Genomic DNA, 19,339 nt, shown 5'->3' on the forward strand with positions numbered 1-19,339 from the left:
TCCGCGGGGCGCGTCGTGCCGATCCATGACAGACCTTCCGCGACGGGTGCTATGCAAGCACCGAGGAGCAATGACATGAGCACCACCGAGATCACCAGCGGCAACTTCCAGAGCATCGTCGAGGGCAACGACACGGTGGTGCTCGACTGCTGGGCCAGCTGGTGCGGCCCCTGCCGCGCCTTCGCCCCCGTCTACGAGGCCGCGTCCGAGCGCCACCAGGGCGTCCTGTGGGGCAAGCTCGACACCGAGGCCCAGCAAGAGCTGGCCGCCGCCTTCGACATCCGCTCGATCCCCACCGTCATGGTGTTCCGCCAGGGCATCCTCCTGTTCCGCCAGGCCGGGATGCTGCCCGCCAAGGCCCTCGACGAGCTCGTGGGCGAGGTCCAGGGCCTCGACATGGACGACGTCCGGCGCCAGATCGAGGAGCACGAGAAGGCCCACGCCGAGGGTCGTTGCGATCACGATCACGATCACGGCCACGGCCACGAGCACTGAGCGCGGCTCCCGTCTGTCCGATCGGACATCCGCCGCGAACGTCGTGTAGTTCGTCGATCGCGGTCGGACGCGCGCCCGCTCGGCGCCTCGACGCGCGCGGGCGCCTCATCTGGGCGCCCACGCGCGCCCAGTGGGCGCCCAGCTGCGAGTTTGCCTGCGAGGCCGGTGATTGAACCGCCGTCGCCGGCGCGTGTACCCTCCGCGCATGTCGCTGCTGCGCCCTGTCCTTTTGTTCACGTTCGCGATCCAAGCGGTCGCATGTACCGAGCCCGAGCCCGAGGCCACCCCCGCGGAGCTCTACCGGGCGGCCGTGGAGGACGCCGCGGTCCCCGAGGCCGACGAGATCGACGACGACCTCGTCGCCATCACCCTCGATAACCCGGACCTCGTGTTCGACGCCGAGGATCGCGTCCTCATGGTCACCTGGACCTCGTACAACGGCTACGACGGCAAGGAGGGCACGACCATGCCGCTCGGCGTCGAGGTGTGGGTCACCCCGATCCCCTCGCTCAAGGACTTCTGCACCGCCACCGGCCTGCAGGGCGCCGACCTGACCTCGCGCCTCGAGCGGCTCATGGGTCTCCCGCCGGACAACGGCAAGGATCGGCTCGTGACCCTGTGGGTGCCGCTGGACGGCATGTTCCGGCCGAGCCCCGACCCCGAGATCGACGACTCGGTGGCCCAGCTCGACTTCCGCGCCGACGTCGATCCCGAGCACAAGATGTGGATCGAGGACCTGCGGGCCGCCTCGTACGGCGACGACCCCGGCTACCCGTGGACGCAGCTCGGCTACACCTACGACTGGGACGCCGACGCCGGCACCGAGGTCGGCCTCAGCGAGTTCGTCATCCGCGCCGGCACCGAGGTCGTGGTCGACGGCGTCGCCCACCAGGACGACTACTGCAAGTAGCATTCACTGGCCTTCGGGACATGTCCGTTTCGACATGTCCCGAAGGACTCAGAACGCCAGCTGGATCTGCAGGCGGAACCGGTCGACGCCGTTGGCCATCGCCTCGCGCACGGTCGGCCCGAGCAGGCCGTCCCACACGCGGAAGTAGTCGAACGAGATCTTGAAGTTGTGCTCGGCGATGTACCAGTTGACGCCGCCGCCGAGCTCGTCGCGGTCGATCATCGAGCTCTTGTCGCCGAAGATGTTGCGGACGAAGCTGTAGCGGGTCACGAACTCGACGTCCGCCGGCGGGATCAGGTAGCCGAACTGGCCGAACCAGCCGACGCCGTCGCGCGCCAGCGCCACTGGCACCGGCATCCCCATCTCGTCGACCGCGCTCCCCGGGTTGCGGCGGCGGGCCTTGCGGTAGTGGAACGCCGACTCGAACGACAGCCCGCGCCACTTGAACATCAGGTCGGCGGTCGCGTGGTGGATGTCGGTCGTGCCGCCGTCGGCCGGGCGCGCCCCGTGCACGCCGCGCTCGCCGGGCGCGTCGTCGTGGTACGCGTAGGCGCCGCCGAGCGACAGGCCGGGCTTCTTCTGCCGCTCGAGGTCGCCCTCCGAGTCGTCCTCGAACTTGCCGAACGGCATCACGGTCACGCGGCCGACGTACAGCGCGCCGGTGTTCGTCAACTCGTAGGCGTTGCGGCCGTCGCCCATGAACACGCCGAGCGCGTACTTGAGGCGGCCGAGCCCGGCGATGTCGTCCGAGCGCAGCACCAGGCCGATGTCGCGGTCGAGGTTGAACTCCTCGTTCACGCTCGAGCGATCGACGAACTGCTGGTTGCCCGACGAGATCACGCGCTGGCGGCTGAACGGCACCTTCATCTGGCCGAGCCAGACCGTCGCGTCGCGCAGGTACGTGAACTCGACGCGGGCGTCGCGGACCGGGTTGTAGCGGATGCCTGGCGAGTTGTCGGGCAGCCCGCCCAGCATGTCGCGCGGCGAGAAGCCGAACTGGATGTAGTAGCGGTTGTGCTTGCCGAACACGTTGCCGGCGAACACCACGCGGGCGCGCCGGATCTGCAGCAGGTGATCGATCGGCTCGCCCGGCATGTTCGGGTGCTCGAGGTCGTAGCGGACCTGCAAGCGCGCCCGGATCGCCAGCACGTAGTTGCCGTCCTTCGTCGCCAGTTCGAAGCCGCGGCCCGGCTTGAACTTGAACTTCTGCACCTTCGCGTCCGCCTTGCGATCGAGCTTCGCCGGCGCGGCCCCCGTCTCCGGCTCGGAGTCGATCGCCGCCGGCCCCTCGCTCGTCTCCGCCACCTCCGAGCCCTCGTTCGCCGGCTCGGCGTCGACCGGCCCCGGCGCCTCGGCGACCGGCGCGACTCCGACCTTCGGGCGCTCCGGCGTCGGCACCGCGTCAGGCGCGTCGGCGAGCAGCCGGGAGGTCGGCGCCGCCTGCATCAGCGGCCAGGAGAGCGCGAGCGCGAGGTGGAGCGGCATACGGAGCGCATCACGGATGCGTGGCGGGATGGTGACGGAAGCGTCACGAAGTGCCTAGTCGCGCGAGCCCCGCCCATGTCTGGAAACCCCCGCAAACGCCTCCTGGCGCGGGCGCGTGGGATTGGTCGCATCGGCGCGGACGGCGGAGATCGCCGCAACCGCCCCGGCGCGGGCTCCGGGCCCGGTCTCCGCAATTCAAGGTCATGTCTCTCCGGACATGTTCGATCGGACCGGTCAGGGGCGCGCGCTCGCGGCCGCCGACGCGCGTGCTAGCGTCGCACGATGCTGCACGTCGGACTCGTCGGCCCCGGATCGATCGCCGATCGCCGCCTCGCGCCGGCGCTGGCGAAGGTCCGCGGGGCCGTGCTGTGGAGCGTGTGCTCGCGGGACCGCGAGCGCGCGCAGGCCTTCGCCGCGCGTCACGGCGCGCGCGGCCCGATCTTCACCGACCTCGCCGACATGCTCGCCGATCCGCGGCTCGACGCGGTCGTCCTCGCCACCCCCGACCGCCTCCACGCCGCCCAGGCGATCGCCGCCGCCCGCGCCGGCAAGCACGTGTTCGTCGAGAAGCCGATGGCCACCGACGTCGCCGACGCCGAGGCCGTCGTGCGCGCCTGTGAGGCCGCCGGGATCCGCCTCGCCGTCGGCTATCACCTGCGCTTCCACCCCGGCCTCCGGGCCCTGCGCGAGCGCGTCGTCGCCGGCGAGCTCGGCCGCGTCCTGCACATGCGCGCCACCTGGACCTTCGTCGAGCGCGACGCGAACAACTGGCGCGCCTCGCCCGAGGTCGGCCGCTGGTGGTCGCTCGCGGCCGTCGGCACCCACTGCCTCGACCTCGTGCGCTGGTACCTCCGCCCTGCTCACGGCGAGATCGAGCGCGCCCACGCGCTCACCACCAGCCCCGTCCACCGCGGCCCCCACGACGAGACCGCCGCGGTCGCCCTGCGCTTCGCCGGCGGCGCCACTGCCGACATCCTCACCTCCGTCGTCTTCCGCGCCCCTCGCTCGATCGAGGTGTTCGGCGACGCCGGCTCGGCCCGCGGCGAAGAGGTCCTCGGCCCGCACGGCGGCGGCCGGATCGTCGTGGGCGACCGCGAGCTGTCCTATGAGCCAGCCGACCCCTACCTCGGCGAGCTCCAGGACTTCGTCGACGCCGTCGCGCACGGCCGCGCACCCGAGGTCGACGCCGTCGAGGGCCTCGCCAACGTCCGCGGCCTGTGCGAGATGACGGAGGCGTGACAGAAGTCCACGAGCTCGGCTACCGCGGCAAGCACTACACCGTCCCCGGCCTCGCCGACGTCGGCGTGCAGATCGAACCTGACCCGAAGGCCATCCTCCCCGCGCTGCCGCAAGGCTCGCCGATCCTGCAGAAGATCGGCACGATCTGGGACCTCGAGAACTTCAAGGTCGCGCGCCGACCGGTCGAGCTCGGCCAGGTCCCCGAGGCCGAGCGGGCCGCCCTGGCGCAGCCCGGCATGCCGCGCACGCTCGACATGCCGATCAAGTTCCCCGGCTCCGACTTCCGCCTGCCCGCCGAGCTCGCGCAGCTGCGCTGGCTCGTCCAGCGCGTCGCCGACCTCGAGCTCGCGGTCAACCCGCGCCACTACGACGAGTTCTACTGCTACCTCACCGTCGATCAGGGCCCCGTCCGCGGCGGCGTGCTGCAGCGCGAGGCGCCCTGCCACGTCGACGGCTTCCAGGGCGCCCGCTGGCAGCCCAAGGTCCGCATCAACCACACGTACACCGTGACCGACTGCCTGCCGACGGCCTACTACGTCCAGCCGTTCGACTTCACCGGCCTCGACGAGGCGCGGCACAACTTCTTCTTCGAGATGAACAACCAGGTCGCCAAGACCCGCAGCGCGCACGCCTGGCACGCCGCGCCGTGGGAGCTGACGCTCATGGACGCGTACACCGTGCACCGCGGCGCCGCGGCCGAGGTCGACACCCACCGCACGTGGATCCGCCTGTCGTTCGAGGTGCGGATCTTCGACCGCCTCGGCAACGCCCACAACCCGATGTTCCGCTACGCCTGGGACATGGTCCCGCGCGACATCGAGGGCCTCGGCCTGGTCGCGTGGGACCCGGACAGCGACCCCTCGCTGCGCGTGTTCCCGTGGCAGGACGAGCGCGGCGAGCCGCACCCCGACCGTCACACCCGCACCCAGCCGCGGCTGAAGCCGTGAGCCGGGCGCGGGCAGCGACCTGTCCCCGCGGACACGTCACATGTCGGCCTTGAGCGCCAGCAGCTCGACCCAGCGACCGTACACCACGTCGAAGCAGTCCTCGAAGTTCGTCTGGACGGTATCGCGGGCGCTCTCGGCGTAGACGTACATGCTCGACGCCGGGAACGTCTCGAGGTTGCCGTCGTACACGGTGATTTGGTCCACGCCGTCGTTGACGTACACCGTGGACCGCTCGGTGGTGCCGCACAGATCGTTGGGGTTCGCCGGGCAGAAGCCCAGGTCGCCGTCGACGAAGTGCATCGGCGCCCAGAACGCCTCGAAGTCGGCGGCGAACACGTCGTAGCCGATCGCGTAGAGCAGCAGCAGGGCGCCGTCGTCGACCGCGTGGACCGCCACGTGAGTGCGCAGGTCGAGCCCGAACTCCTGGGACTCGGCCGCGCGGTAGCTGAGGCGCACGTCGGTCTCGCCGCCCAGCAGCCCCGTGTGCGCCGTCTCCGTCGTCAGCGTCAGCGTCACCGCGTGGATGGCCTCGGCGTCGTCGGTGCACTGCAGCTCGATCGCCCCGCCGACGACGCCCTGCACGCTGCAGCGGACGTCGAACTCGCTCGGGTACGCCTCGGGGTCGATCAGGGTCGGCGCGCTCACCTCGACGGCGACCTCGGTCCCCTCCTCGGGCCCGATGCACCCCGCCCACGGCGTGCCGGTCGTCGTGAACGACTCCGCTCCGTGGCTGGTCAGCGCCTCGGTCGAGGTCGTCTGCTGCGGCGGCTCGCCGGTGGTCGCATCGCCCGACGTGCTCGTCTCGGCGGCTGAGCCGCTGCTCGTGTCGGTCGACTCGGTGCCGGAGTAGGCGCCCAGGTCGGCCTTCTGGAGCGTGCAAGCAGCGCCCGCGGCGAGAAGGAGAGAAAAGGAGAGAAAAGGAGGAATACGAACGGTCTGGAAAGTCATGATTAAGTCCGGCCGTTACAGGCCGCTGTTCATGGTTTCCCGGCCGAATCCGAATCCGTGAGGGGCCCCGAAATTTCTCCGCCCGCGCGGTCCCGCGCGCGGCTCCCCGCTGGCGCGTGCTCCAGGACATGACCTCCCGGACATGTCCTGAAGAACACACGGTCAGCCCGGCGGGTTGGGCATGCACAGCCCGCCGCCCTCGATCTGGGCGTTGGTCCGATAGGTGTTGAAGATCTTCCAGTTGTCGACCGGGGTGGTCGGCAGCGTGCTGTCCTCGCGCACGTTGGTGACGTAGTAGGCGTGCTGGTTCCAGATCCGGCGCGCCTGGATCCACCGGTCCTCGGCGTCGCGCAGCACCTGCAGGGCCGGCTGCCCCGACAGCGAGACCACCAGGATCTCGGCCGAGCCGTCGTTGTCGACGTCGGCCACGATCGGGTACTCGCTCAGCGTGTAGCTGACGCGCGCCTGCGTCAGCACGACCTGACCGGTGACGCCGTCGTAGATGCGGAAATTCTGCTCGTCGGCGTACATCGCCTCGGCCACGCCGTCGCCGAGGAAGTCGAACGCGGTGCCGCCGGCCGCGCCCGAGCTGTCGACGACCTGCGACTGCCACAGCACCGTCGCCGGGTTGCCCTCGTAGACGGCGTAGAAGGCGCTCGACGACGACGCGTACTCCGGCTGACTGTCGCCGTCGAAGTCGTGCACCGTGCCCGGCCGCATCCACGTCAGGTAGCCCGCAGGCTGCACGCCGGTCGGCGTCGCCGGGCCCCACTTCACCGTGCCGTCGTGCTCGAGCATCCATAGCCCCTGGCCCGAGGTGATGAACACCTCCGGGAACGGGTCGTCGTCGAGGTTGGCGATCTGCGGGATCGCCTGCGCAGTCACCTGCGGGTACTTCTCCCAGTACACCGAGCCGTCGTGGCGATACGCCGAGTGGCCGGTCACGACCTCCATCTTGCCGTCGCCGTCGAGGTCGACGCCGACGCTCGCCTCGAGCTCGCCCGGCTGCGGGTTGGTCTGCGCCCACAGCAGCACGCCGTTGTGATCGTAGACCTCGTGGTTGAAGATGATCTCGGCGTCGCCGTCGGCGTCGAGGTCGTGGATCGCCACCGCCCCGGTCTCGCGGTAGAACTGGTCGTACTGGCCGCCGTCGATCGAGTTGGTCCACTTGAGCGTGCCGTCGTGCTCGAACGCCTTGAGGCGGTAGGTCCCGCCGCTGTTCCAGATCGCCACGATCTCCGGCAGGCCGTCGTTGTCGATGTCGGCGAACGCCGGCGTGGCGAAGCACGACAGGCTCTCGCTCGTCGGGATCGCGTAGTGCTGGGTCCCGGTCGCGCCGTCGAGCACGAACAGCTCGCAGATCTGTCCGTAACCGATCGTCGGCCCGGCGACGAACAGCACGTCCGGGACGTCGCACAGATCGATCTCGCCGTCGGCGTTGTCGTCGGTGAAGTTGCCGACCAGCGGCGTCACCATCGACTGCAGGTTGGCGCCGAACGACCACTGCAGCGCCGGCGCGAAGCTGTCGGGCGCCGCCTCCATCTCGCAGTCGCCGATCGCGTCCATGTCGTTCTGCACCTTGCACACGTTGCCGGGCGGCGGCCCGCCGGTCTCGCCGAGGTCGTTGGTGCCGAGGTCGAACTTGATCCCGCCGGTGTTTTCGGTGGTCGTCACCGCCTCCGTCGTCGAGCTGCCGGACTCGCTGCCGCCGGTGGTCGGCGCCTCCGTCCCGCTGCTCGTCGTCATGCTCTCGGTGGTGATGCCCGGCGTCGTCGCAGTCACCGTCGCGCCCGTCATCGTCATCGCCCCCGCGGTCGCGCTGTCGCGTCCGTCGTCGCCGCAGGCGGCCAGCAGCAAGGGAGCAGACACCAGAGAACGACGGAAAAGCGAGGTCATGCCGCAGGGTACCGGGCTTCACCAGCCGGATCCACGAGGCCGCCGCCGACGTGAGCAAGCGCGGGCGAACCCGGACTCGGCCCCTGCCCGCACCCGGGGATCTTCGGCGTCGATCCGGCGCATCCCCGTGCGCGTGCGGGCGCCGGCGCGCCTGCGCGCGCTCGCGTCCGCTGGACCGCACATGTCCTTTCGGCCAGCCTCCCCTCCGCACCTGCGCGCGACCTGACGGCGCTGTCACCTCGCGCGGCGCGCCCCGCCGCCCTCGCCGCGCGGCCGCGGCTTGACGCGCTGTTCCGCCTCGGATCATTGTGAGTGCGCATGCACGTCTGGCCCGCGGCGGCCGGCGCGATCACCCTGGTCGCCGCGGCCGTCCTCGTCTTCGAAGGCGGGGCGCTCACGCGGATGGTCGCGCCTGTCCCTTACGCCATGTCCCTCGAGACCGGCGAGGGCGAGCCGCGGCGCGACGCCTACGTCGAGGTCGTCGTCGTCCCGGACGAGCTGCCGCCGCCGACCGCCGAGGAGCGGCTGCTGGCGCGCCTCGAGGCGGTCAGCCGCGCCGTCGAGCAGGTGCGGGGCGGCGCCGGGGGGCCGCCGATCGCCCTCGACACTGCCGGGCTCGACAGCGCGATCCGCAAGATCGTCGCCCCGCTCGAGCGGCTCGCCTCGGTCAGCGTCCACGTCCGCGACCTCGCCAGCGACACCGTGCTGTTCGACTTCCAGGGCGACGTCCCGCTCAACCCGGCCAGCAACAACAAGCTGCTGACCACCGCCGCCGCGCTCGATCTGCTCGGGGCCGACTACCGGTTCGAGACCCGCGTCCTGCGGCACGGCGAGGACCTCGTGGTCGTCGGCGAGGGCGATCCGAGCTTCGACCACGTGGCTCTGGCCGCGCTCGCCGACGAGATCGCCGCGCGCACCGACCTCGCCTCGCTGACGCGGATCGTCGTCGACGACGCCGCCTTCTCGCCGCGCCGGCTGGCCCCCGGCTTCTCCGACACCGCGATCGGCCTGTCGTACCAGGCCCCGAGCGGCGCGCTCAGCCTCGACTTCAACACCGTCGAGATCACCGTCGCGCCCGCGGCCGAGGGCCCGGTCGTCAAGCTGTTCCCCGACAGCACCCACGTCGTTATCGACAACCGCGCCACCCTCGGCAGCGGCGCGCCGACCGTCCGCACCTACGCGCGCGGCGAGGGCGACGCGCTCGAGACCGTCGTCGAGGTCACCGGCAAGATCCGGCGCCGCGCCAAGCCGGTGCTCGTGCGGCGGCGGATCTCCGACCCCGGCCTCTACACCGGCGGCGCCCTCGCGGTCATGCTCGCCGCGCGCAGCCAGGACGCCCCGTTGCCGGTCGTCCACGGTCGCGCGCCGACCTACGGCCACGGCGCGGAGCCGGTCACTCGCCGCGACTCGGCCCCGCTCGCGGTCATCGCCGCCGACGCCCTCGCCTTCTCCAACAACTTCATGGCCGAGCAGCTGCTGCGCACGGTCGGCTGGCGCGTGACCCAGAGCCCCGGCGACTGGGACAACGGCTCGCAGGTCGTGCTCGGCTACTGGCGGGCGCTCGGCCTCGACCCCAACGCCCTGGTGTTCGAGAACGGGTCTGGCATGTCGGACCTCGGCCGCGTCACCACCAGCGCGCTCGTCGACCTCATCGCGGTCGCCGGCCGCGTACGCGCCGAGGAGGGCGGCCTCCTGTCCGCCCTGCCCGTCGCCGGCGAGCGCGGCACCCTGGTGTCGCGGCTGCGCAAGTCGGGCAAGCGCGTGCGCGCCAAGACCGGCACCCTCGACGGCGTCAGCGGCCTCACCGGGGTCATCACCGCCGAGGACGGCACCCCGCAGGTCGGCTTCTCGATCCTGATCAACGTCGACGACGGCCGCTTCGCAGTGGCCGCCAAGCGCAAGCGCGCCGAGGACAAGATCGTCATGACCGTCCTGCGCCACCTCGACGCCTGGGCCGCCGCCGGCGGGGCCGGCAAGCCGACCGCAGCGGCCGCGGACCCGACCCCCGCGAGCGACGCCCCCGCGAGCGACGTCCCGGCCGACCCGCCCGCCGGCTGAGCCCTGCCCGAACGGACATGTCCCCGAGGACCTGCCCGTTCGGACCTGTCCACGGGGACCTGCCCCGAAGCGCTCACGCGCTGCGGCTCACAGCGCGGTGCAGTCGGTCGGCTCGTGGATCACGCACGGCTCGGCCAGCGGCTCGCCGTCCAGGCGGGCGGTGACCCAATCCAGGATGTACGGCACCGCCTGCAGCACCGAGTCGCCGTGGCCGGCGCCGGCGCAGTCGATGTGCTCGAGCTGGTAGCCCTGATCGCACAGGCGCGGCAGGTCGGCCTTGACCACCGGCGTGTAGACCAGGTCGTCGACCTCGCCCTGCTGGATCAGCGTCGGCGTGATCTTCAGCAGCGGCACCTCGGACTCGCCGAGCGTGGCCTGGCGCAGGAAGCAGCCCCAGTCGCCGAGCGCCTCCCAGTCGCGGTCGACCACCGCGTCGATGAACGACTGCGTGTAGACCTGGTTCGTCCCCGTGATCTCCGGCGGCAGATCGAAGTTGCAGCCGCCTTCCATCATCATCGGCAGCACCGTGGCGACGTCGATCGGCGGGCCCGGGCTGAGCACCTCGCTGAGGTCGCCCTGACGGCCGGTCCAGTCCCAGCCGCCGACGACCGCGGCCGCGAGCGCGCCGGTGGTCGGCCCGAACACGGTCGCGCCGTGCTCCGTCAGCCCGACCGCGTCGGTCGGCGGGACCGCGGCGACGTTGGCGACGATGTTGAGCTCGGGCGCATAGTGAGGCGCGTAGCGGTCGGCCCACAGCGTGGCGAAGCCGCCCTCGGAGGCGCCGAACAGGACCACGTCGTCGCCCGGCCGGGCCGGCAGGTCCATGTTCGCGGCGGCCAGCTCGTACAGCGCGCGGATCGAGTCGAGCGTGGCGATCGCCGTCGGCTCCGGCACGATGTACGGGTGCAGGCGGTTCGACGCCGGACCCCAGCCGTTCATGCCGATGTAGTCGGGCGCGACCGACACGAAGCCCTTGGCCGCGAGGATCAGCGGCACCTGGAAGCCCATCGGATCCTTGGTCGGCGCGCACGCGTCGGTGAAGCCGCTGGTCCCGTGAGCCCACACCACCACCGGCCGCTCCTCAGGCGCGTCCAACAGCGGGAACGACACGAAGCCGGTGGTCTCGTGCTTCTCGCCGCGATCCTGGGTGACGTAGCGGATCTTGTAGACCCGCGCGCCGAAGTCGGCCTCGCCCAGCGCGGTGAAGCCGTTCTGCTCGAGCAGGTCGGTGATCGTCGGCGCGTCGAGCTCGATGACCTGCTCGAAGTCGATGATCTCGCCCATGCCGTCGGACGGGAGCCACTCGAACGGCGGCGCTCCGCAACCGCCGACCGGGAACTCGTCGCCGGTGGTGCCCGTCGAGGTGTCGCCGGTGGTCGAGTCCGTGGTCGACTCGGTCGTCGTCGGCGTCACGTCGGTGGTGGTCGCCGGCGTATCAGTCGTGCTCGTCGGGTCCGTCTCGGTCCCGGTGGCGCTGTCGGTGGAGTTGAGGTCGTCGCCACACCCGGCCGCCAGCGCGCAGGCGACGACGAGCGGCGTCACATTTCGGTAGACCATGGGTGACATCATCGCCCACTGCCGCGCGCGCCCGCCAGGGTAAAGTGCGGCTGGCATGAACCGACCTTCACGTCCCGGCCTTCCCACGTTCATGGCGCGGACACCTGGAGCCCTCGCGCTGCTCGCCGCGCTGCTCGGGCCCGCCTCGGGGTGCGACCGGACCACGACCGAACCCGCGCCGGCGCAGCCCGCCTCGCCCGCCCCGCCTGCGCCCGCCCCGGCCGAGCCGCCCGCGTCCGCGAGCACGGACCTGCCCGAAAAGACAGCTCCGGCGCCGGCCCCCGCAAGCCCGCCCGAGGCCGCCCGGCGCCCGCTCTATTACGACGGCGAGCTCACCCCCGCAGACCTCTCCGGCCGGACCCTGCGCGAGCTCACGCTGATGCGCAACACGATCTACGCGCGCGCGGGCCAGAGCTTCCGCAAGCCATGGCTCGACCAGCACTTCCGTCGCTTCGACTGGTACGCCCCGGCCCCCACGCCCGACCTCGGCAAGCTCACGCCCACCGACTACACCAACGCCCGCGCGATCGTCGATCACGAGCGGGCGATCCCCAGAGACCTGCTGGTGTCGCAGCAGAAGGCCCTCCTCGACAAGAAGGCCGCCGGTCCGCTCAGCCCGGAGGAAGACATCGAGCTCGAGCTGCTCGCGGTCCACCTCGGCGGCTGGACTGCCGACCCCGAGCTCAAGCCTGAAGACCTGTCGCCGCTCGCCGACCCGACCCAGCTCGACGGCCTGCTGAACGCCAACCAGCTGGCGACCCTGTCGCTGCGCGACCTACGGATGCTGCGCAACACGATCTACGCCCGCCGCGGCCGGCCGTTCCGCTCGGCCCTGCTGCAGGAGCACTTCGGCGTGATGGAGTGGTACACGCCCGACGAGGCGTACTCCGACGCGAAGCTGACGCCGATCGACCGCAAGAACATCCGCCTGGTCCAGAGCGTCGAGAAGGCCAGCGGCGGGCCCCTCACCGACTACGAGCACAAGGTCGAAGAGGGCTGGTTCTTCGCCGCCTGATGAGCAGGCAGCGCCCCGGGCGGGCGCAGGACCAGTTTGCGGATGAACCATCGAGCATGCCCTCCTGGGCATGTCCTGAAGAGCATGTCCATTTCGACATGCCCTGAAGACCTCGTAGCGTGAACAACAGGCGGACCTCGCTCACTGCGTGAGCGTCAGGCGGTCGACGTCGCGGCGGCCGGCCACCCCGAGCGCCTGCAGCAGGTCGAGCACCGGCCCCGGATCGGCGGCGAGGCGAGCCGGCTGCCCGCCGAGGCCGGCGTCGATCGGCACCAGGGCGGCCGACTCGAGGCCATCTCGGCCCAGTCGCACGCGCAGGAGCAGGGCCTCGCGCTCGTCGGTGCAGTCGCAGGCGAAGGTGGCGTTGCCGAGGCCCCAGGCGACGACCGTCCTGCCCCGCAGCTCGGCGCCGGCGAGAGAGTGCGAGCCGTGGGCGACGACCACCGCGGCACCTGCCTCGAAGGCCAGGTCGACTGCGCGCCGCAGCTGCGGCTCGGGCAAGTAGAGCGGCGGGCCGGTGGTGTGAAAGCCGACCGCCAGGACATCGCCGGCGCGGCGCGCCTCCGCCAGCGCCAGCGGCAGCTCCGGCGGCACCGCGTCCGCGAGGTCGAAGCCGGCCAGGGCCACGCGCAGGCCGTCGCGCTCGATCACCGCCACACCCGCCGCTCCGCTGAACGGCGCCAGACCGGCGGCGCGCAGGGCCGCGGCGGTGTTTGCCTGTCCCGCGGGGCCCGCGTCGTCGGCGTGATTGTTGGCGAGGCCGACGGCGACGACGCCGGCCCGCGCCAGCTCGTCCGGCGTACCTGTCCCATTGAACAGGCGCAGGGCCGCGGCCTCCCGCACGACCCCCTGGGCGCCCCGCGGATCGATCGGCCCCTCGAGGTTGACGACGCCGCTCGCGTTGCCCATGGCCGCGCCGAGCCCGGCGAGCGCCCCTGCCCCGCCCGGCCCGAGGTGGACGTCGCCGGCGAACCACAGCTCGACAGCGGCCGCCGCCTCGCCGCCTCGCCTGTCCGAAAGGCCAGCCTCTCTCCCGCACGCGAGCGCCGCGCCGAGCCCGATCGCCGCGATCCCCCGCACCCCGGCAGCATGCCGACGTCCGGCCCGCTGCGCCAGACGCGACCGGCGTCCTCGCTCGCGCGGCCTGCTTGCGCCGGCGGCGTCGAGCCGTCATCCTGCCGCGGCATGGCGATGATCTCGCGGAAGAAGCGTCCCTACCGCGTGCAGGAGGGCCTACGCAACTACCTCCGCCGTCACAGCCGGCTCGCCGAGCTGCCGGTGTCGTACGCCGATCTCACGCGCTACGACGACGCCACCCCGGTCTACGACAAGCGCGGCCGCGACACCTTGTGGCAGTCGGTGCTGTATCCGCCGTCGATGCGCAAGGAGATCCACCGCGACCTCGTGCGCACCTACGCGAACATGCGAGTCATGGGCAACGCGGCGCTGATGCAGCACCTCATCACCGACCGCGTCGACGTCTGCACCTACGGCAACACCCAGCCGTTCCGCGTCCGGATCCTCAACACCCTCAACGAGAACTTCGACTACTTCTACGTCAAGCACGCCGACGCCTCGCGGCTCTACGGCCTCGAGCTCGAGGACCTGCTGTCGCCGAGCCGGATCCAGTACCTCACCGACGGCGTCACCCTCATCGAGGAGCACATCGCCGGGATCCCCGGCGACCAGTTCATCCGCGAGCACCTCGGCGACTCGCGGATCGAGGCGGTCCGCCTCGCCAAGGAGTTCGTCAAGTTCAACGAGCGCTGCTTCGTCCGCCTCCTCGGCGACATGCACTCGAGCAACTTCGTCGTCAACGTCATCCCCGACCTCGACGAGGTGATGGTCCGGATCCGCGCGATCGACTTCGACCAGCAGAGCTACGAGGGCCGCTGCAACGTGTACATGCCCAAGTACTACTCGCAGAACAACGCGGTCATCTTCCTCGCCATGTCGTGCATGACCCACGAGTCGGTCAAGCAGTACCAGGAGGAGGAGCACGCGCTGCTGCGCCTGCGCGCCCGCGCGGAGCACGAGGCGCTCGGCGATCTCCTGCACACCATGAGCGACGACGACCTCGCGCCGGTCGACAACATCCAGCGGCTGCGGCAAGAGCTCGCGCATCACCACCGCGACGACCGCTTCCTGCGCTGCGAATCGATGGGCGAACTCGTGCGCGCCTCTCTCAGCCTGCTCGACTGGGAGTAGGCGTGCCATAGTGAAGGTGATGAGCATCGCCCGCGAGTACACCCGTTCCCTGCGGAAGCACCTGCGTTGCCGGGCGGTCTGGCCGCCGCTCCTCGACGTGCGTCCCGGCGATTACGGGGTGTTCCGCGGCGGCGTGTTCGTGCGCATCGGCCACCTCACCACCGACTTCGGCGTGCCCGTCGTCAGCGAGCCGGGCGGACGCCGCGCCGAGAAATTCCAGTACCACAGCGAGGGCTCGCTCGGCTTCGGCGGCGCCGCCGACCTCGCGGTCGGAGAAGCCAGCGCCGAGCTGCGGATCGGCCTCGCGCGCCGCGCATCCTTCTTCGTCTCGGTCGCCGAGCTCGACGTCGAGCGCCTCCAGAGCCCGCGGCAAATCGCCCTCGACCTGCGCGAGCGCGACGACTGGCCGTTCCTCCGCTACTTCGTCGTCGGCGAGCTGTTCAAGGGCCGCGACCTGCTGTTCTACGCCTCCGAGTCGGGCGAGGCCGGCGTCTCCTTGCGCGGCGAGCCTTCCGAGCTCCTGCGCTTCCAGCAGCTCGGCAAGCTGGGCGGCTCGATCCAGATCGCGTCGTCCGGCGACTGCCGCCTGCAGTACCGCGGCAGCCCCGACGTGACCGCCGCCATCGGCCTCAACCTGTTCCGGATCCGCCGAATCGGCGTCGACCCGCTCCGCTACCGCGCCGCAGTCGAGTCCAGCGCCGGCTCGACCCTGCTCGCCGCCCGCGAGGACGACGACGACGCCCTCGAGCACCTCGAGGACGGCGACGAAGTCGACGACGACGGCCTCGACGACGGCAACACCCGCCTGGCCTGAGCGGCTGTCCCCGGGGACATGCCCTTCGCCGCATGTCCTCCTGGGCATGCCCCGAAGGACATGTCCTGTCGCTCCCTCGCAGAAAAAACGAACGGGCCCCGAGGTGACCTCGGAGCCCGCGGTTCACGGCAGCGAGCGTCAGGCCCGCTCGAAGATCATCGCCGAGCCCATGCCACCGGCCGCGCAGGCGGAGATCAGGCCGAACTGGGCCGACTTCTGGGCCATCTGGTCGAGCAGCTGGATCACCAGGCGGCCGCCGGTGGCGCCGAACGGGTGGCCAAGAGAGATGCTGCCGCCCCACTGGTTGATGAAGGTCGGGTCGATCTCGCCGACCGCCGCCGGGCGACCGAGCTTCTCGGCGCAGTACTTGGCCGAGCCGAGGCCGTGGATGTTGGCCAGCACCTGGGCCGCGAACGCCTCGTGCATCTCGATCACGCCGAGGTCGGAGAGCGCCAGGCCGGTCTGATCGAGCACGCTGGCGACCGCGCTGACCGGGCCCATGAGCAGGTGCTCGAACGGATCGATGGCGGTGTAGTGGTAGCCGCGGAGGAGGCCGAGGATCGGCCAGCCCTCGGCGCGCGCGACCTCTTCCGAGGCCAGCAGCACCGCCGACGCGCCGTCGGTCAGCGGCGAGCTGTTGCCCGCGGTGACCGAGCCGAGGTCGCGGTCGAACACCGGCTTCAGCTTGGACAGCTTCTCGACGCTCGTGTCCGGGCGCGGGTGATCGTCGCTGGTGACGATGTTCACCTCTTTGCCGCGCGGGACCGCCACGGGGGCGATGCGCGACGAGATGAGCTTGTTCTTCCACGCCTCGCCGGCGCGCTGGTGGCTCTGCGCGGCGAACTTGTCCTGGTCCTCGCGCTTGATGCCGAACGCCTTGGCCATCTTCTCGGCCGACTGGCCCATCGTCTGGCCGGTCGACGTCTCGGCGATCGCGGGCGCCACCGGGGCGAGGTCGGCGAGCTTGACCCCGCGGAACGCCTTGAGGCGCTCCGTGGCGCTGCGGGCCTTGCTGGCGACGAACAGCGCGTCGCGGAAGCGGCGGCCGTACTGGATCGGCACGTCGCTCAGCACCTCGGCGCCGCCGGCGAGCACCACGTCGGCCTTGCCGAGCGCGATGGACTCGGCGGCGGTCGTGATCGCCTGGTTGCTCGAGATGCACGCCATGCTGATCGTGAAGCCGGGCACCCCGGTGGGGAACGCCCCGGCGAGCGCGATCTCGCGGGCGATGTTCGGCGCGCCGACCGGCGGCGAGACGATGCCGAACACGATCTGCTGCACGCGCTCGGGCCGGATCTGGGCCCGCATCAGCGTCTCGCGGGCTGCCGCCACGCCGAGCTGCACGGCCGAGCTGCGGATCAGCTGCCCGCCCGCCTTACAAAAGGGCGTACGCGCCCCGGCCACCACCGCGACTCTGCGGACCTGCGAACTCATGCGGCACCTCCCTCATCCTTGTTGAGGCTCGAGAAATTCTTGCCCGACCTGGCCAGCTCGAGCAGCAGCGCCGGCGGCGTGTACGTGTCGCCGTAGCGCTCGCGCAGCTGGGCCAGGCGGCTGACCACCGCGCCCGGGCCGAGCGCGTCGATGTGACGGAACGGGCCGCCGCGCATCGGCGGGTAGCCGAAGCCGAACACCGCCCCGATGTCGCCGTCGCGCGGCGTGGCGATGATGCCCTCCTCGAGGCAGCGGATCGCCTCGAGCGCCGCGATCAACGTCAAGCGCTCGCCCAGCTCCTCCGGGTCGCCCGGCTCGGACAGCGGCGTGCGGCCGGCGAAGAACTCGTAGACCTCGGGGTCGACGCGCTTGCGCGGCTTCTTGCCGAGGAACGAGCGCTCGCCCTCGCCGGGGTAGATGTAGAACCCGCGGCCGTTCTTGCGGCCGTAGCGCTTGCTGGCGAGGAACTGGTCGACTGTGTCGGGCACGGTGATGCGCTCAGGGAACGCCTCGGACAGCGTCTTCGACACCTTCGCGCCGACGTCGATGCCGACCTCGTCGAGCAGGGTGATCGGGCCGACGGGCCAGCCGATCTGCCGCGCCCCGCGATCGACCGCCTCGATCGTGTGGCCGTCCTGGACCATCTGCAGCGCGGCCATCAAGTAGAAGCCGAGCACGCGCGTGGTGTAGAAGCCGGGGCCGTCCTTGACGACGATCGACGTCTTGCCGATCTGCGCCGCGTAGCGCAGGCAGGTCGCCAGCGTCTCCGGCGAGGTCTCCGGCGTCACCACGATCTCGAGCAGCGGCATCTTCGACACCGGCGAGAAGAAGTGCAGGCCGATCAGGCGGTCCTTGTGCTGCAGCTTGGCCCCGACCTTGCCGATCGGCAGCGCCGAGGTGTTGCTGGCCAGGATCGTCTCCCGTGGCACGATCGACTCGAGCTGGGCGAACACGTCCTGCTTGAGGCCGAGGTTCTCGGGCACGGCCTCGATGATGAGGTCCATGGTGCCGAAGCCGGCCAGCTCGAGGCTGCCGCTGACCCGGCTCCTGGCCTTGAAGACGTGGCGCTCGCCGAGGCTCTTGGCCCGGCGGTCGAAGTACGACTTGCAGTGGGCCAGCGCCTTCCCCAGCGGCTCCGGGGCGATGTCGCGGATCCGCGTCTCGATGCCCTTCTCGGCCGAGACCACGGCGATGTCGGCGCCCATGAAGCCGCCACCGACCATGCCGAGCCGGTGGATCGGTGCGCCCTCGACGACGTCGCCCTCGGCGTCCTTGACCTCTTGCTTCTTCAGCGCGTTGCTGCGGCGGAACAGCGACACCAGGTTCTGCGCCACCGGGCCCACCGCCAGCTCGGCGAACGCCGGCGGCTCCTGGGCCAGCGCCTCGTCGAGCGGCAGCGTCAGCCCGCGCTCGATCAGGTCGATCGCCACCAGCGGCGCCGGGTACAGCCCCAGCGTCTTGCGCTGGACCGTCTTGCGCGCCTGGTTGAACAGCACGCGCCGACCGACCGGGTTGTGCTCGAGCAGGACGCGGGCCACGTCGCTCTTCGGGTGCAGGTGCGGCTCGAGCTTGTGCGCCGCCAGCAGCCCGGCGGCCCGGCGAGCGGCCGCCAGCAGCGACTCCTCGCTCACCACCTGGTCGACGAGGCCCATCTTCTTGGCCGCGCGCGGGCGGATGTTGCGGCCGGTGAGGATCACGTCGAGCGCCTCGCGCACGCCGATGAGGCGCGGCAGGCGGGTCACGCCGCCGCCGCCGGGGAACAGGCCGAGCATCGTCTCGGGCAGGCCGAGCACCGTCTTCGGCGAGTCGGTGGCGATCCGCCAGGTGCAGCACAGCGCGAGCTCGAGGCCGGCGCCGAGGCAAGCGCCGTGGATCGCGGCGACGATCGGCACCTTCGAGTTGGCGATCCGCTTGAGGACCTCGTGGCCCTTGCGGCTGAACGTCTCGACGTCCTTGCGGTCCTTCGCGGTGGCGAACACCTCGACGTCGGCGCCGGCGATGAAGTTGTCGGGCTTGCCCGAGATCAGCACGACGCCGGCCAGACCGGGCGTGCTCTCGAGCGCCGCGAACTGCTCCTCGATCGCGGCCAGCGCCGCCGGAGCGATCGTATTGACCTTCTCGCCCGGGCGGTCGATCGTGATGACCGCGAGGCGGGGCGACACCTCCGGTGGGTCGAGCGTGAGGGTGAACATGGCGGGCGGGACATTGACGCGAAGGCCCACCCGGCGCAAGCACAAACCGTCCTGCCGGGTCCGGACGGCTGCCGGCCGCCGGGGTCGGCCGGACCCGGGGCTCGTCCCCGCCCGACCGCCGCCGGCCGCCGCCTCCGGCCA

General features: G+C 71.3%; 15 protein-coding genes. 8 read left to right on the plus strand and 7 right to left on the minus strand.

Annotated features, from left to right (window positions below; genetic code table 11):
* The first annotated feature begins 75 nt into the window (after positions 1–75).
* A complete protein-coding gene (locus OV090_RS29505; protein ID WP_267707970.1) occupies positions 76–495 on the plus strand; it encodes a thioredoxin domain-containing protein in 420 nt (139 codons plus the stop codon).
* 205 nt (positions 496–700) lie between these two features.
* On the plus strand, positions 701–1,405 hold the full coding sequence (locus OV090_RS29510) for a hypothetical protein (RefSeq protein WP_267707971.1): 705 nt from the start codon (positions 701–703) through the stop codon (positions 1,403–1,405).
* A gap of 48 nt (positions 1,406–1,453) precedes the next feature.
* Here OV090_RS29510 and OV090_RS29515 read toward each other — a convergent pair whose 3' ends face one another.
* On the minus strand, positions 1,454–2,890 hold the full coding sequence (locus OV090_RS29515) for a porin (RefSeq protein WP_267707972.1): 1,437 nt from the start codon (positions 2,888–2,890) through the stop codon (positions 1,454–1,456).
* Positions 2,891–3,172: 282 nt separating this feature from the next.
* On the opposite strand from OV090_RS29515, the gene OV090_RS29520 reads away from it, so the two are divergent.
* Together OV090_RS29520 and OV090_RS29525 are read left to right on the plus strand one after the other, a co-directional pair.
* Positions 3,173–4,129, plus strand: coding sequence for a Gfo/Idh/MocA family oxidoreductase (locus OV090_RS29520; RefSeq protein ID WP_267707973.1), 957 nt, complete (start codon positions 3,173–3,175; stop codon positions 4,127–4,129).
* On the plus strand, positions 4,126–5,076 hold the full coding sequence (locus tag OV090_RS29525) for a hypothetical protein (protein WP_267707974.1): 951 nt from the start codon (positions 4,126–4,128) through the stop codon (positions 5,074–5,076). Before OV090_RS29520 ends, OV090_RS29525 begins: the two co-directional genes overlap by 4 nt.
* A 36-nt stretch (positions 5,077–5,112) precedes the next feature.
* On the opposite strand, the gene OV090_RS29530 is transcribed toward OV090_RS29525, so the two are convergent.
* Positions 5,113–6,024: a hypothetical protein gene (locus OV090_RS29530; protein WP_267707975.1), complete on the minus strand. Its 912-nt coding sequence runs from the start codon at positions 6,022–6,024 to the stop codon at positions 5,113–5,115.
* 162 nt (positions 6,025–6,186) lie between these two features.
* Positions 6,187–7,920 carry an FG-GAP-like repeat-containing protein gene (locus OV090_RS29535; RefSeq protein ID WP_267707976.1) on the minus strand — a complete coding sequence of 578 codons (1,734 nt, stop codon included), beginning with the start codon at positions 7,918–7,920 and terminating at the stop codon, positions 6,187–6,189.
* A 318-nt stretch (positions 7,921–8,238) separates the two neighbouring features.
* Here OV090_RS29535 and dacB point away from each other — a divergent pair, with 318 nt between their 5' ends.
* Positions 8,239–9,978 (plus strand): D-alanyl-D-alanine carboxypeptidase/D-alanyl-D-alanine-endopeptidase, encoded by a 1,740-nt coding sequence (gene dacB / locus OV090_RS29540; protein ID WP_267707977.1) that lies wholly within the window; start codon positions 8,239–8,241, stop codon positions 9,976–9,978.
* 87 nt (positions 9,979–10,065) lie between these two features.
* On the opposite strand, the gene OV090_RS29545 is transcribed toward dacB, so the two are convergent.
* The gene (locus OV090_RS29545) at positions 10,066–11,535 is read right to left on the minus strand and encodes a lipase family protein (protein WP_267707978.1); all 1,470 of its coding nucleotides are present in this window, start codon (positions 11,533–11,535) and stop codon (positions 10,066–10,068) included.
* A 55-nt stretch (positions 11,536–11,590) separates the two neighbouring features.
* Here OV090_RS29545 and OV090_RS29550 point away from each other — a divergent pair, with 55 nt between their 5' ends.
* On the plus strand, positions 11,591–12,550 hold the full coding sequence (locus tag OV090_RS29550; protein ID WP_267707979.1) for a YARHG domain-containing protein: 960 nt from the start codon (positions 11,591–11,593) through the stop codon (positions 12,548–12,550).
* A 141-nt stretch (positions 12,551–12,691) separates the two neighbouring features.
* Here OV090_RS29550 and OV090_RS29555 read toward each other — a convergent pair whose 3' ends face one another.
* Positions 12,692–13,630: a CapA family protein gene (locus tag OV090_RS29555; RefSeq protein WP_267707980.1), complete on the minus strand. Its 939-nt coding sequence runs from the start codon at positions 13,628–13,630 to the stop codon at positions 12,692–12,694.
* 105 nt (positions 13,631–13,735) lie between these two features.
* Between OV090_RS29555 and OV090_RS29560 the strand changes: the two genes are divergently transcribed.
* Both OV090_RS29560 and OV090_RS29565 read left to right on the plus strand, forming a co-directional pair.
* Positions 13,736–14,758 carry a hypothetical protein gene (locus OV090_RS29560; protein WP_267707981.1) on the plus strand — a complete coding sequence of 341 codons (1,023 nt, stop codon included), beginning with the start codon at positions 13,736–13,738 and terminating at the stop codon, positions 14,756–14,758.
* Between the two features lie 19 nt (positions 14,759–14,777).
* The gene (locus tag OV090_RS29565) at positions 14,778–15,572 is read left to right on the plus strand and encodes a hypothetical protein (RefSeq protein ID WP_267707982.1); all 795 of its coding nucleotides are present in this window, start codon (positions 14,778–14,780) and stop codon (positions 15,570–15,572) included.
* 138 nt (positions 15,573–15,710) lie between these two features.
* Here the strand turns inward: OV090_RS29565 and OV090_RS29570 are convergent, their stop codons facing one another.
* Positions 15,711–17,006, minus strand: coding sequence for an acetyl-CoA C-acyltransferase (locus OV090_RS29570; protein WP_267707983.1), 1,296 nt, complete (start codon positions 17,004–17,006; stop codon positions 15,711–15,713).
* Positions 17,003–19,198 (minus strand): 3-hydroxyacyl-CoA dehydrogenase NAD-binding domain-containing protein, encoded by a 2,196-nt coding sequence (locus OV090_RS29575; protein WP_267707984.1) that lies wholly within the window; start codon positions 19,196–19,198, stop codon positions 17,003–17,005. The genes OV090_RS29570 and OV090_RS29575 overlap by 4 nt, the downstream gene beginning before the upstream one ends.
* Positions 19,199–19,339: the final 141 nt, after the last annotated feature.

This window comes from Nannocystis sp. RBIL2, assembly GCF_026626745.1.
Taxonomy (GTDB): Bacteria; Myxococcota_A; Polyangia; order Nannocystales; family Nannocystaceae; genus Nannocystis.